At 39.1% G+C, this 14,314-nt stretch carries 14 protein-coding genes; all 14 read right to left on the reverse strand.

Translation table 11 applies throughout. The features are described 5' to 3' along the window. Positions 1 to 104: 104 nt before the first annotated feature. The 14 genes from A5816_RS08295 to rsmH all read right to left on the reverse strand — a co-directional run bounded on the left by A5816_RS08295 (position 105) and on the right by rsmH (position 14,300). Positions 105 to 812 carry a DivIVA domain-containing protein gene (locus A5816_RS08295; protein ID WP_002286622.1) on the reverse strand — a complete coding sequence of 236 codons (708 nt, stop codon included), beginning with the start codon at positions 810 to 812 and terminating at the stop codon, positions 105 to 107. Between the two features lie 20 nt (positions 813 to 832). Beyond that, positions 833 to 1,615 (reverse strand): RNA-binding protein, encoded by a 783-nt coding sequence (locus A5816_RS08300; protein ID WP_002375265.1) that lies wholly within the window; start codon positions 1,613 to 1,615, stop codon positions 833 to 835. A gap of 48 nt (positions 1,616 to 1,663) precedes the next feature. Next, positions 1,664 to 1,942, reverse strand: coding sequence for a YggT family protein (locus A5816_RS08305; protein WP_033583228.1), 279 nt, complete (start codon positions 1,940 to 1,942; stop codon positions 1,664 to 1,666). Positions 1,943 to 1,965: 23 nt separating this feature from the next. After that, positions 1,966 to 2,565 carry a cell division protein SepF gene (locus A5816_RS08310; RefSeq protein WP_010733376.1) on the reverse strand — a complete coding sequence of 200 codons (600 nt, stop codon included), beginning with the start codon at positions 2,563 to 2,565 and terminating at the stop codon, positions 1,966 to 1,968. A gap of 13 nt (positions 2,566 to 2,578) precedes the next feature. Further along, positions 2,579 to 3,256, reverse strand: coding sequence for a YggS family pyridoxal phosphate-dependent enzyme (locus A5816_RS08315; protein WP_002310280.1), 678 nt, complete (start codon positions 3,254 to 3,256; stop codon positions 2,579 to 2,581). A 16-nt stretch (positions 3,257 to 3,272) separates the two neighbouring features. After that, positions 3,273 to 4,514 (reverse strand): cell division protein FtsZ, encoded by a 1,242-nt coding sequence (ftsZ, locus tag A5816_RS08320; protein ID WP_002291854.1) that lies wholly within the window; start codon positions 4,512 to 4,514, stop codon positions 3,273 to 3,275. Positions 4,515 to 4,536: 22 nt separating this feature from the next. Next, entirely contained in the window at positions 4,537 to 5,862 is a 1,326-nt protein-coding gene (gene ftsA / locus A5816_RS08325; protein WP_002291855.1) for a cell division protein FtsA, read from the reverse strand. 155 nt (positions 5,863 to 6,017) lie between these two features. Continuing rightward, complete coding sequence (locus A5816_RS08330; RefSeq protein ID WP_025478576.1) at positions 6,018 to 7,250, reverse strand: cell division protein FtsQ/DivIB; 1,233 nt, start codon at positions 7,248 to 7,250, stop codon at positions 6,018 to 6,020. A gap of 14 nt (positions 7,251 to 7,264) precedes the next feature. Then, a complete protein-coding gene (gene murG / locus A5816_RS08335; protein ID WP_002375268.1) occupies positions 7,265 to 8,353 on the reverse strand; it encodes an undecaprenyldiphospho-muramoylpentapeptide beta-N-acetylglucosaminyltransferase in 1,089 nt (362 codons plus the stop codon). A gap of 25 nt (positions 8,354 to 8,378) precedes the next feature. After that, entirely contained in the window at positions 8,379 to 9,740 is a 1,362-nt protein-coding gene (murD, locus tag A5816_RS08340) for a UDP-N-acetylmuramoyl-L-alanine--D-glutamate ligase (protein ID WP_002315409.1), read from the reverse strand. 13 nt (positions 9,741 to 9,753) lie between these two features. Further along, entirely contained in the window at positions 9,754 to 10,716 is a 963-nt protein-coding gene (mraY, locus tag A5816_RS08345; protein WP_002291862.1) for a phospho-N-acetylmuramoyl-pentapeptide-transferase, read from the reverse strand. A 25-nt stretch (positions 10,717 to 10,741) separates the two neighbouring features. Further along, the gene (locus A5816_RS08350; RefSeq protein WP_002375270.1) at positions 10,742 to 12,934 is read right to left on the reverse strand and encodes a penicillin-binding transpeptidase domain-containing protein; all 2,193 of its coding nucleotides are present in this window, start codon (positions 12,932 to 12,934) and stop codon (positions 10,742 to 10,744) included. Further along, entirely contained in the window at positions 12,935 to 13,336 is a 402-nt protein-coding gene (ftsL, locus tag A5816_RS08355) for a cell division protein FtsL (protein ID WP_002297992.1), read from the reverse strand. 4 nt (positions 13,337 to 13,340) lie between these two features. After that, positions 13,341 to 14,300, reverse strand: coding sequence for a 16S rRNA (cytosine(1402)-N(4))-methyltransferase RsmH (rsmH, locus tag A5816_RS08360; RefSeq protein ID WP_002375271.1), 960 nt, complete (start codon positions 14,298 to 14,300; stop codon positions 13,341 to 13,343). Positions 14,301 to 14,314: the final 14 nt, after the last annotated feature.

Raw genomic sequence — 14,314 nt, forward strand, 5'->3', positions numbered from 1 at the left:
TTTCAGAAAAGCAGTCTCAAGTAGAGGATCTTTCACGATGCAGTGTCTTACCGATCTTCCACTCTCATCGGCTCGCTTTAAGAATAACAAAGTGCTTTTCTGTTCTACTCGTTTTCATTTTCACCAGGTACGATTGAGATATCGATAGCCTGTGTATCAAATGCCGTCATAGGTGCTTCTATGACTCCTGTGTCTGAGTTTACATCAGTATCATTTTCGTTGTCAAGCTGTTTTGCTAAAACTTCTTTGATCACTTCGTGGCTGTCAGTCACATAGCTAGAGAATGGTTGTAAAATTTCGTCCCATTCTGGGCTTTTCACTTGTTCCAATTGAGATTCAAGCATCAAGCTGATACGTTGATGGAATACTCGTGTCTTTTTCTTAAGATCTTCTGTTTCTGTCGCAAGCTGTCTTGCTTTTTCTGTTGCATCTGTCAAGATTTTTCTTGCTTTTTCTTCTGCATCAGTTGTTAATTGGTGTGCACGTTTTTCAGCATTCGCAACTAACTCATCTGCTTTGTTTTGTGCAGAAGTAACGATCACTTCAGATTCTTTACTTGCACTTGTTTTTACTTTATCCGCTGTGTCTTGAGCTACGATGATCGATTGGTTCAATGCATCTTTCAATTCATTGAAATACTCAAGTTTTTCTTCTGAATGTTTGACTGCTTTTTCTAATTCACGGTTTCTTTGAGTCAATTCTTCGTAGTCACGAACAACTAAATCTAAGAAATCATCTACTTCGTCTTGATTATATCCCCGCATTTTTGTTGGGAATGTCTTATTTTGGATATCTAATGGAGTTAAAGCCATGAGTAAACCACCTTTTTATTTTATTTACGTAATACACCGAACAACACCCTGTACTTTTCTTTTTTCGTCTTCCCCTCAAGTTCTTGGATCTGGACTCTGCCGTAACCCCTGACTGAAATAATATCTAATAGTTCAAGTACAAAATCAGGTCTTGTATTTTCTGTCCAATTCACTTTTACTTTACCAGCTTCAATTAGCTGCTTGGACCGCTGTCTGGAAATATTATAAATCTCAGAGATCACACTGTCCAGTCGCATGGAACTAACTGTTCCTCTTTCTTGTGTCCAGCTGTCTTTCGGCAAAATCATTTCTGTGTATTTGATTGGTTCCAAGCGTACAGCAACTTTTCCAATCTTTGTTACTTGTGTAGCAACAAAATGATCCACCTCATTTGCAATAAATACTTGCCAGCGATCGCCATCTGAGATGATATCGCCAAAGTAAGAGCGTTTGATACCCGTTCCCACTAAAGTCCCAAGGATTTTCCCATGACTTAGACTGGCAAATTTGCTAGGATAATGGATTTCATACAATGCTGTTTCAAAATCTTCCTCTACAGGTTCGTAATAATCGGGGAAAATCAAACATCTTTTTCTTTCTGCCTGTTCATATCCACCATAAAACATGAAACGCAAATCACTACTTTGCCGAATCAGTGTTTCTAAAATATAGGATTGTCTGGGGTCAAGAAATTCAGTCAGATATGGCGCATATTGTCCTTGAACTTGTTCAATCCAATCACCTACTGAGTCGATAAATGTACGTTCATCTGCCCGAAAGTGCTGGTATACATTTGCATCCAAAACTTTCCCCTCCTATCTATTCTGAGAATAAAGATTTTGTTGCTTGAATCAATAAACTAAATGGATAGTTATCCATATAACGATCTGTGCTAATCCTTGTACGGCTAAGTTCAAGATTAGAATGGCCCCTAAAATCGTGAAATCCAAAGGACCGATTCTTAAAGGCAGACGATCGAATAAACTGATATACGGTTCACAGATCTTAGCTAAAAACCGTCCTAACCCTGATTGATAACCGCCTGGAAACCAAGAAAGCAAAGCATATACCATCAAGATAATGCTATAGAAATAGGCTGCCCGTTGAATTAAATGAAGTAATAGCGCAATAATATAAATCGTAGTTCCTCCTCTTACAGATCAAACAAATTCGCATCTGCAAAAGATTGAGCGGTTGAACTGTCAATCTCCATCCCTGTCGGTGTACAAAGAAAAATCTCATCTCCAACGCGTTTGATATCTCCATCTAATGCATAAACTGTTCCTGTTAGAAAATCAACGATTCTTCTCGCTTGCTTTTCTTCCACTAAATGAAAATTCACTAAGGTTGCTTCACCAGCGATGATTCGTTTAGCAATCGCCATCGCTTCAGAATAAGCTCTTGGTTCCATCACAGTGATTTTTCCCGCAAGATTTGCTTTAGGTTGTGTAGCCGTTCTTGAAGCTGTTCTTTCTTTTGCTACAGTTTTTGTAGGTGATTGATGTAGTTCAATTACTTTTTTCTTTTCAGCCGGCTGAATACTTTCATGCGTTACAGGACGTGAAGTCGCCGTTTTTTGTTTCTCATGAGTATTCGCAGCAGATACAGAATGAGTTGGTTGATTCTGTGTTGTATTTTTTTTAGTTGGCTGTACAGCCTTTTTTGTTGTTTCAGGATAATCTTGGTATTCGTACTCTTCCTCATCAGCTAATCCGAAAAAATTAGCAATTGCTCCTCTGTTTAAAAGCGGCATTTTTGTTCCTCCTTTATTCGTCTTTGAATAGCGCTGTTCCTACACGGATAAATGTTGCACCTTCTTCAATCGCAATTTGAAAATCCTGACTCATCCCCATGCTTAATTCATTACATGGTGCATGGGCATAACCTTTTGCTTGAACAAGATCACGCAATTCTTTCAGCGTACCAAACACTTTATGGATTTGCTCATCAGAAGCTTCTTTAGGCGCCATAGTCATTAACCCAACAACCTTGATTTTTGTGCAGGCAGCTAAAGATTCCACAAACGGTAAAAGCTCATCTGGTGAAATTCCATGTTTTGATTCCTCACCAGAAACATTTACTTCAATAAAACAGGATAATTCTTTCTCTAACCGCTTCTGGATTTCTTCTGCTAATCTTAAACTGTCCAACGCATGAAAGTAATCAATTTCATTTACAATCAATTTTACCTTTCTGCGCTGTAAATTACCAATTAAATGCCACTTTATTTCGGGAAAATCAAATAAATCTTGTTTCTTTTGTAATAGTTTATCTACTCGGTTTTCTGCACAATTCATAACGCCAGCTCTGACCAATTCTTCAGCTTGGGCTGATTCAACAGATTTTGTTACAGCTACTAATGTAACTTCTTTCGGATCACGATGAACAAGAGCACACGAATCCTGAATTTCTTGCTTGATTTTCTGCAAGTTGTCAGCAATCATGTGCTCTTCCTCTCCTTTATTTTTTACGACGGAAAAACGGTGGCGTATTTAATTCATCATCGCCATGAGATTTTGTTTCTTCGCGGTTGAATGTATCAAATTCTTTTTTTTCGATATTGTCAAAATTGGAATCATCAACTCTAGGACGAACATTTTGTTCACGTCTGATATCCCAATCGCCAAAACTGTTTTCTTCTTCTGCAGAAGTTGGTTTAGCTTGATCCATATCTAATACAGTCTTTTGAGCAGGTGATTGCATTTGTGCTTGTCTAGCTGGACGGCTAGACTTGCGCTCCTTTTTTGATTCATCGATACCTGTTGCGATGACCGTCACGCGGATTTCATCGCCCATTTCTTCATTGATAGATGTACCTAGAATAATATTTACATCGCCAGTTGCTGCATTTGCTACGATATCTGAAGCATCTTGTGCTTCAAACAATGTCATATCCAAACCGCCTGTGATGTTAAGAAGTACTTGTTCCGCTCCATCAATAGATGTTTCAAGCAATGGAGAGGAGATTGCTTTTTTCGTTGCTTCTACTACGCGATCTTCTCCACTAGCTACACCGATCCCCATCAATGCTGTACCTTGGTTTTCCATCACTGTTTTCACGTCAGCAAAGTCAAGGTTAACGTAACCTGGTGCCGTAATCAAGTCAGAGATACCTTGTACGCCTTGACGTAAAACGTTATCTGCTTCACGGAAAGCTTCAAGCATTGGTGTCTTTTTATCTACAACTTCCAGTAAACGGTTATTTGAGATAATCAATAATGTATCCACATTTTCTTTCAAACGAGCGATACCTTCTGCAGCAAAACGGCCACGTTTAGGTCCTTCAAAAGTGAATGGACGTGTAACGACACCAACAGTCAATGCGCCCAGTTCTCTAGCGATCCCTGCAACGATTGGTGCAGCACCTGTACCAGTTCCTCCACCCATTCCTGCAGTGATGAAAATCATATCTGCACCGTCTAAAGCTTCGCGTAAGGATTGTTCACTTTCTTCTGCCGCTTTTTGTCCAACTTCTGGTTGAGAACCAGCACCTAAACCACGAGTATATTTTGGTCCTAATTGGATAACTGTTTCAGCTTTTGAATTTTTTAATGCTTGCACGTCTGTGTTGGCTGTAATGAATTCAACACCTTTGACGTTTTCTTCAATCATTCGGTTCACAGCATTTCCACCGCCACCGCCGACTCCGATGACTTTGATTACTGCGCCGTCATTGATATTATTATCAATTGAGAATTCCATATCTTATTCCTCCCAGGATGAATTAATCAAAAATATTTGTAAAGAAACCCTTGATTTTATTTTTTACATTTTCTCCGGATTCTTTTGGTTCCGGCTCATCGTAGACTGTTTCTTCAGGTGCTTCATAGCTTTCATATGTGTTTGTTGTTTCTTGTTCAACTACCATTTGGCGAGCTGCTGAGGTTTCACCTGTAACAGCAATTTTTGCCAATTGATACACTTCGCTCAAGTTTGCTGAATAATCAACGATACTTATTACATTTGTAAATACCGGGTTTCTCAGTCCCATGTGATTTGGAACATACAGTTTCACATTTACGCCGAAGATTTCTTGTGCCAAGTCCACAACACCTGGAAGACTAGCAGCTCCGCCTGTCAATACGACGCCACCTGGCAACTCTAATGCTTCGATTTGGTCCAATGCATCTTTTGCTTTGTTGAAAATCTGTTCCATACGAGCTGAAATAATTTCTGACAAATAGCGTTCATCGACTTTCACTGGTTCTGACTGACCAATTACATCTACTGGAAACTCTTCATCTGGTGATGTCCGTTCTGGATATGCATCCCCGTAATTTATTTTCAACGCTTCTGCATTGTTAAAAGACGTATTTAATACAATAGAGATATCTTTAGTGACAAACTCGCCACCTTCTTGGTCGAGACTGGTAAACTTCAATTGCTTATCATGCATAACAGCCGTTGTCGTTTGGCCACCACCCATATCAATAACAATCGTACCAAAATCTTTTTCTCCGTCAGAAAGAATTGATTCTGTCAGCGCTAAAGGAGTAATCACCATTTCATTGACGATTAATCCGGCATTTTCCACGCATTTACGTATGTTATGGATGATCGTTTTTGGTCCGGTAAACAACAGACCGTACATTTCTAATCTTACGCCGATCATTCCACGAGGGTCTTTGATCCCCTCGAATCCATCGACAGTAAAATCTTGTGGCAAAATTGACACGATTTGACGTTCAGGAGGTATTGAACGAACAAGGGCAGCAGAAGCCACATTTCTGACATCTTCATCGGTGATTTCCTTTGAATCTCCGTTAACTGCAATCATTCCCTGGCAATTTTCTACTTCAAGCATGTTTGCTGGCAAACCGACACTTACGCCTTTGATCTGGATACCTGCTTTTTCTTCTGCTTGTCGTACTGCTCGTTGTATCGCTTGGACCGTTTTATCGATATCAACGATAATGCCTCGGTTAATCCCTTCTGATTTTGCGTTTCCTACTCCAATAATATTCATTTGGCTGTCGATATATTCAGCCACGACAACTTTAACAGATGTCGTTCCAATATCAAGGCCTACATACATTCCTGTTTTTGCCATGAATGGGATTCCCTCCTACTTACTATTCCATATACAAGCGAACAACTAGCGTCCGTTTTAAAATATACTTATTAATAGATATATTCACTGCTTTCAATTCTACCATAAATTACTGGTTTTTAGAAAGTACATTCTTACTTTTTAAAGTTGTTTTATCAATTTTCATTTAAACTTGACGGAGTTGTACTTGGATTGTCTTCTATTTGACTTGCTTCACTTGAATTATTTGAATCAGATGAGCCGTTTGTATCAGACGATTCAGGTGTATCTGCTGCTTGCGTTTCTGCCTCTTCACTTGACCCATTTGTTTGATCCGCGTTTTCTTCACTTCCAGTTGTTTCTTCCGCTTGGTCCGATTCTGCCGTTTCTTGAGTACTGCTGTAAGGATATGAGTAGATGCCAACTTCCATGTCGATCACACCTTTTTCATCCATGTCTTTAGCTACTTGCGAATAATATTTCATTTGGTTCGCAAGATTATTGATATTTACAATGACTTGATTGCCATCATTCATGTTCAATTGGATCAGGTTTTTATTACTTGCTCTTGGTGTATACTTGATTTCAGAGATTGCTTTTTGCAATTCTGATGATAACTGATTGTATTGCTTTGTTAATTCTTTGATTTTTGCTGAATCTTTGAACTCTTCCAAGATAGGGAGATTTTTTGTAGGATTTGCTACTTTTTCATCTAATACTGTTCCATTTTCAATTACTGGATAGTATTGATTATCTTTTGCAATCAAAGCGATTTCTTTATATTCTGTCACATCCAAATCGAACTCATTTATCCCTTTGAAGTGTATAGCTGCTTTTTCGATTCTCGGCTGTGCTTTTTTTAGCCGTTCGATATAAGTGGATCGATCGAAATACTGCCCCCAGACATTTTCTCCCAATGACAATTTGGTATCAGAGATGATTTCCTGACTGTTGACTACCTTATTACCTGACACTGCAACTGCTTGTAGCTTGCTATAAGGAGAAACATAATAGATTAAAAAAATCAGCGGTATGCCCAATACAGTAATAATCAATGCTAACCGACGAAACAGTACTTTGTGCCTTTGACTTTTTAAATTGGGGAGACGATTCAAAAAAGAACCGTTATACGGGCCACCGTTTTTCTTTTGCTTGATCTCTTCAAAAAATTCGATTTTTTTCTCGGACTGGCTTTCTGACTGGCTTGTTTCTTGCTGTTCCTCTTGAACCGTTCTTTCTTCTTCAGAATCTGAAAGGGGTGTGTCTAATGGTGTGTCTTCTTTTTTTGGCTCTTGGTTTTTCATCCCTTGTTCTGCCAGATATTTTCGGTTAGCCTTTTGCCAAGGAGTCAAATTGTTTTCATCAGAAGACGAATGAGACAATTTTTTAGGTTCTTTTTTCTTACTCACTAAGACCACCGCCTTTATTTTTTGATTATTTGATTCACTACGTCATAAAGACGTTTTGAAGCATCAGGGATGCCTTGTTCTTTAGAAGCTCGGCACATTTGCTTTTGCAATTCTTCGTCATCCATGATTTCGTTAATTGTCTGACTTAGTGATTCACCCGTTAGCTCATTATCCGCAATCATTTTTGCTGCTCCTGCATGAACAAGACTCATTGCATTTTTAGTCTGATGATCATTCGTAACATATGGACTGGGAACCAACACTGCCGGAAGCCCCAAAGCTGTAAATTCTGCGATCGAAGTTGCACCAGCACGTCCCACCAGCAGATCGCTCGAAGCCATGACTTCTGCCATGTTTTTGATGTAAGGCTGGACACTAATGTTTTGTATTTCAGGATTTATTTTATTTAGGATTTCTTCATAATATCTTTCTCCTGAAGCATATAAGACTTGATAAGATGAAGGAATATATTCACTTAAAAAAACCGATACCGCTTGATTGATTTTAAGTGCTCCTTGACTGCCGCCAAAAATCAAGACTGTTTTCTTTTCTGGATCCAACCCAAATGTTTTCAAAATATCTGATTTTTTAGTATCTGCTACTTCTTGTGCTCGAGGATTACCTACAAGGACTGATTTGTTTTCAGGAAAAAAAGGAGCCGCATCTTTGAATGAAAGAGCGATCCGATCCACATATCGGCTTAAAAATTTATTGGTAACACCTGGTACACTGTTTTGTTCATGGATAATAGTTGGAATTCCCATTTTTGCTGCAGCATACACTACCGCTCCGGAAACATATCCTCCAGTACCGATAACGATATCTGGTTGAAAATCACTGAGGATTTTTTTTGCTTGACGGATACTCTTAAGAAACAATCGGATTGTCTTGATATTATGCATGGAAATTTTTCGTTTAAAGCCTTGAATCTCCAAAGTATGGAAAGGCATTCCTGTATCAGGGACAATTTTATTTTCCAGACCACGGTTTGCTCCCACATACATGAATTCAGCATTCGGTTCTTGAGTCTTCACATAGTTGACAAAGGCAAGAGCTGGATAAATATGTCCTCCCGTTCCTCCGCCTGTAACCAAAATTTTCATTTTTTATCGCTCGCTTCTACTTTTTCTATTTTAATTGATTCACTGCTTCCATGAATCGGTTTCCTCTAGTTTCAAAATTAGGGTATTGATCCCAGCTGGCATTCGCTGGTGATAATAAAATCACATCACCATCTGTACTGTTTTCTAATGCTAAAGGAACTGCTTGTTCTACAGAATCGGCTGTTACTATCGTCTCGATGCCTGCTTTTTTTCCAGCATCAATCAATTTTTCTTTTGTTTGACCAAATACGATCATTGCTTTGATTCCTTTTAATGAAGGAACTAATTCATCAAATGTATTTCCTCTATCTAATCCGCCTGCCAATAACACGACCTTAGCCGTTTCAAATCCGCTTAGAGCCATTTTAGTCGCTAAAATATTGGTTGCTTTTGAATCATTATAAAATTTTCTGCCTTGGATCTCTCCTACATATTGCGTACGATGTGGCACGCCATGGAATAAATGCAACGTTTGTCGTATAGCTTCATTTGATACACCATACAATTTTGCTACAGTAATAGCAGCTAGCGCATTTTCTACATTATGCGTACCTGGTACGCCAAGTTCAGAAATTTCCATTATTTTTTCTTTTCTATAATAAATTGCGTGATCGTCAGCATACACACCGTCTTCCAACACTTCTTTTGTCGAAAAAGGCAGGACCCGTGCTTTTGTTCTTTGCGCTAATTCTTGTAGTTCTGACTGATTCCAGTTAAGAACCAGATAATCTTCAGCTGTCATATTTTTTTGAAGGTTCCATTTAGCTTTGACGTATTCTTTTCTTGTCCCATGATAATCAATATGTGCTTCATAAATATTGGTGATCACCGCTATATGAGGATGGAAATCTGTGATTCCCATGAGTTGAAAACTAGATAACTCCATCACGATTTTATCTTCTGGTTTCGCTTCTTGCGCGACACCACTTGCTGGATACCCAATATTTCCTGCTAAACGTGCAACTCCTTTGTCTACGCCTGCATTCAGTAGTAGTCCAGTCATCGTTGTTGTCGTGGTTTTTCCATTCGTTCCTGTAATCCCAATAATTGGGCATTCCGCTACTTCGTAAGCTAGCTCCACTTCCGTAATTACCGGAATACCCATTTCTTGGGCTTTTGCTACTAAAGGATGGCTGTAGGGAATCCCAGGATTTTTGACCATCAACGAAAATTCTTCATCTAGTAATTCGATTGGATGACTGCCTGTTATTACTTTTATCCCTAAAGAAAGCAATTCTTGTGCTTCCGGATTTTCATCAAAAGGTTTTCCGTCATTAACGGTGACAAGTGCGCCCAATTCATGTAATAATTTGGCCGCACTTACTCCGCTTTTTGCGAGTCCTAAGACAAGCACTTTTTTATTTTCATATGTTGATATTTTTTTCATTTCCTGTCATCTCCTACCAAACGATCCATAATGTGATCAATGAAGTCACAATGCTGATCAACCAAAAAACTGTATCAATCTTCCACTCCGACCATCCGCACATTTCAAAATGATGGTGGATTGGAGACATTTTAAAAATTCGTTTTCCCGTAAGTTTAAAGGATGTAACTTGAAGCATCACACTTGCAGTTTCCATAACATAAATCAAGCCAATCAAAAGCAATGTCCACTCTTGGTTCAGCATCATAGAAATAGCCGCTAAAAGTCCGCCTAAAGCTAATGAACCGACATCTCCCATAAAAATCTTGGCAGGTTTCCGGTTATAGACGAAGAATCCAAGTAAACCACCTAAGACACTGAGACAAATGATTAATACATCATACTGATGCTGATGCCAAGCAATCAGACCGTAAGCTGCAAAAGAGATGCTGCCTAAGCCAGCAACTAATCCATCGATACCATCCGTCAGATTGACCGCATTTGAAAATCCAACAAGCCAGAAGATAGCGAAAACCCCATAAATGATTCCTAAAGGCAGATCCAACCCAAAGAAATTCAATACACCTGGATAGCCTTCAGAACGGTAAACAAGATAAAAGATGATTCCCCCTAGAACCTGTCCAATCAGTTTCTGTTTCGAGTTCAGCCCCATGTTTCTTTTCTTGAAGATCTTTATAAAATCATCAAGAAACCCAATTACTCCATATAATGCTAATACAAAAAGCAAGATGAAAAGAGTAGGAGTCAGCTGTTTTTGCCAAGCTCCAACCCAAATCCCTGTCAAAATAGAGCCAATCAGAAACACTAAGCCGCCCATTGTAGGAGTTCCGGCTTTGATATTGTGCCACTTTGGTCCCTCCTCGCGAATCGCCTGACCTTGCTTTTTCATTTGAAAGTAACCAATAAATAGCGGCATTGCGGCAATCGTCATTGCACAGCTGCTGACAATGGGAATCAATGCTTGTGTCCATTCCATGCTCTTTTCTCTCCTATTTCTCTTCTTATTCTTCTAAAGTAAAATTAAGTTTGTCTTTTGTGATTTTTTCATATGGAGCAAGTTCTTGTTTGACACAATAACCATCCCCATCAAAACTAACTTCGATACCAAGGATTTTCCCTAGCTTCATGATATCTGCTTTTGACCATCCCGTTACATCAGGCATCAGCTTGTCGCCACCAGTGTATAGAATCAGTTTTTCTCCAGAGATCAACTGATCACCGTTGGCAGTAGATTGTTTTTGTACTTTTTTCCCGTTACCGATAACGACAGGTTGCAGTCCGCTTTTTTGAGCATCCGCTGCTGCAACATCTGCTTCTAGATTACGATAATCGGCTACGGATACTTTTTCTGTTTTGGTTTCTGTATCCGCATCTTCTTCAGTTTCTTTAAAATCCATTGCCCGTTTCATCAATGGATTTGCGATTTTAGCCAAAGCCATTCGATCATATGTCTTAGGATGTTTCATTGTTAGATACAAGACATAGTCTGGATCTTCAGAAGGAACCATCTCCACAATCGAATACAGGTAGGCTGTATCTCCTGTTTGATATCCCCCTGTATCAGAAGCGATTTGGGCTGTTCCGGTTTTTGCCGATACGTTGTATCCAGGTACACTATATACACCATAAGCACTACCGTAGTTTTCGCTTTCGACAACATCTCTCATATATTCACGGACTTTTTCTGTTGTTTCTTTTGAAAAAGGTTGACCTAGAACTTCTGTTTGAGTTGTTCGCTCTTCTCCAGTTTGAGGATCCACTACTTTGCTGATATATCGAGGTTGAATCATTGTACCGTTATTCGCAATAGAAGTGAAAGCTTTCATCATTTGGAAATTCGTCACACCTATCGCTTGTCCATAAGCACTCATTGCTCGGTCGACAATATTTGATGTAGGCAAAGCACCATTTACTTCGTCATCTAATCCAGAATGGGTACTTTGTCCAAATCCTAGTTTTTGTAAATAATTATACCATCGTCCGCCTAATCGCTGTTCCAGTATAACCATCCCGACGTTACTTGACCATGAAAGAGCTTGACGCATGGTCAGCACACCTTTTTCACCAAAGTCATGGTCATTGATCGTCGCATCTTCTACTTGGATTTTTCCAGATTGGAAGGTTTCATTCTCATTGAATTCTCCTTCTTCGATAGCGGCTGCAGTAGTGAAAACTTTCATGGTTGATCCTGGCTCATAACTATCTTGTACCAAGAAATTACGCCAGATAGCATCTTCTCCAGTCAAACCTTCCATTGTTTCGGGATTGAAAGTAGGACGCTGCCCCATTGCCAAAATCTCTCCAGTTTTTGCTTTCATCAAGACTGCTGTCAATTCTTCCGGTTGATATTCTTCATTTACTTGATCCATCAGTGTTTCCAAATAACTTTGTAGTCTGCTGTCCAAAGTCGTGTAGATATCTTGTCCATCGACAGCTTTTTCTTCTTCTGCTACTGTACCTGGCAGAGGATTTTGAAAATTATCTTTTTGATAAATAATCTTACCATCTTTACCGCTCAAAATATCATTGTAAGCAGACTCCAAACCTAGTTTACCTACTAAGCCATTCTCATCTTTGTCTGGAACTGCGTATCCGATAAAATGAGAAGAAAAGACGCCATTTGGATACATCCGAGCCTGATGGTCGACAAAGTAAAGACCAGCGACACCTTCTTTTTTCATGTCTGCTTCGATGTTTTGCTTGGTTTCTTGGGAGATATTTTTCCCATAGCTACCAAATTCAACTTGATACAGCTCTTTTTTTGCGCCGTCTTCTAAAATATTCAGTGCATCTTTTTTGTCTATAGAAAGATTCTTATGCAGGATTTCTGCTATTTTATCAAAATTCTTTTCTTCGACATACAGTTTTTTATCCCCAGAAGTATATGTTTTTGAGAGTATCGCTTTAATTGAATAAGAGGAGGCATCTTCTGCGAGCGCCACACCGTTACGATCATAAATCGTTCCTCTTTTTGCTTTTACTACTTCACTTCCTTGGTACAACTGTTTTGTTTTTTCAGCTAATGAGGTACCAGCAACATGACCTCCAATAACGATATACGAGAAACGGACGGCAAATAAAAAGAACAATCCAATACTCGTAGCAAATAAAATGATACCTACTTTTTTGCGATTGTTCATCGGATTTAGATTTTTCTTTTCCAAAAACCGCCGAATTTTATTTTTAAGACTCATTTACTTCACTTTCCTTAAATTGTCGTCGTTAATAGACAATCCTTTTTCTTCTGCGATTTGTTTAATCCGTTCAGTACGAGAAAGTTCATTTTTTTCTTGTTCTAAACTCGTTTTTTCTTGCTTTTTATCATTGATTTCTGTTTGTATTGACGTGATTTCTTTTTCAGCTCCGCTGATATTTGTACGCAACATGACTGTTAACACACACAAAGCAACAATAGCAATCGCCACGCTTGCCACAGCAATTTTTTCCAAAGCAGAAATCTGCTTCAATCGTTTTGCTGGTGATTGTGGAAGAATGATTTCTTGATTCGAAGAAGAATCTGGCATTTGTTGTTCTGGCTGATCCACCAATTCAGGTAAATCATATTCGTACTCTTGCATTTTCTTTAATTCTGCCATCATTCTACTCCTCTTTCATTCTTATTTTTTCTGCAATACGTAACTTTGCACTGCGTGATCGATTGTTTTCTGCTAACTCTTCCTCTGAAGGAAGGATTGGTTTACGAGTAATGACTTTCAGTTCCGGTTGAAATTCGTCAGGTATGACAGGAAGTCCCGGTGGTAAATCTTGTACCGTACTATATTCTTTAAACATACTTTTGACAATTCTGTCTTCTAATGAGTGGAATGTAATCACACTGATTCTTCCATTGACTTTCAATAACCGGATTGCCTGTTCTAAAGAGGCCTCTTCGGCACCAAGTTCGTCATTTACTGCAATCCGCACAGCTTGAAAAATTCTTTTTGCAGGATGCCCGCCTTTTCTTCTTGCGGGAGCTGGGATGACTTGTTTAATGATTTCGACAAGCTCACCAGTTGTTTGGATTGGTTTTGTTTTTCGTACTCGTTCGATTTCACGAGCAATTTGTTTGGAAAATTTCTCCTCGCCATAGCGGAAGAAAATCTTTACTAATTCATGGTAGGAATATTCATTAATTACGTGATAAGCGGATAAAGGAGCTGACTGATCCATACGCATATCCAAGGGTGCATCTTGATGATAACTAAATCCACGTTCTGCTTCATCTAGTTGAGGAGAGGAAACCCCTAAGTCATACAAAATACCGTCTACCTTATCTACATACTCACTCAAGCGTTCTTCTAATTCTCTGAAATTCGCTTTGATAAATGTGACCATCCCTTGTTCGACATAAGAAGCCAAACGCAGCTTGGCGTGATCGATTGCTTTTTGATCTTGGTCAAACGCATACAGGTGCCCTTTAGAACTTAGTTGGCTCAATAAATATTCACTATGTCCGGCACCGCCGAGTGTACAGTCTACATAAACGCCATCCGGTTTGATGTTCAATCCATCTACCGTTTCTTTCAACATGACTGTATAGTGTTGAAATGTTTCAGTCATTAGTCAGCCTCTTC

The organism is Enterococcus sp. 3G1_DIV0629 (assembly GCF_002141285.1).
Classification (GTDB): domain Bacteria; phylum Bacillota; class Bacilli; order Lactobacillales; family Enterococcaceae; genus Enterococcus_B; species Enterococcus_B lactis.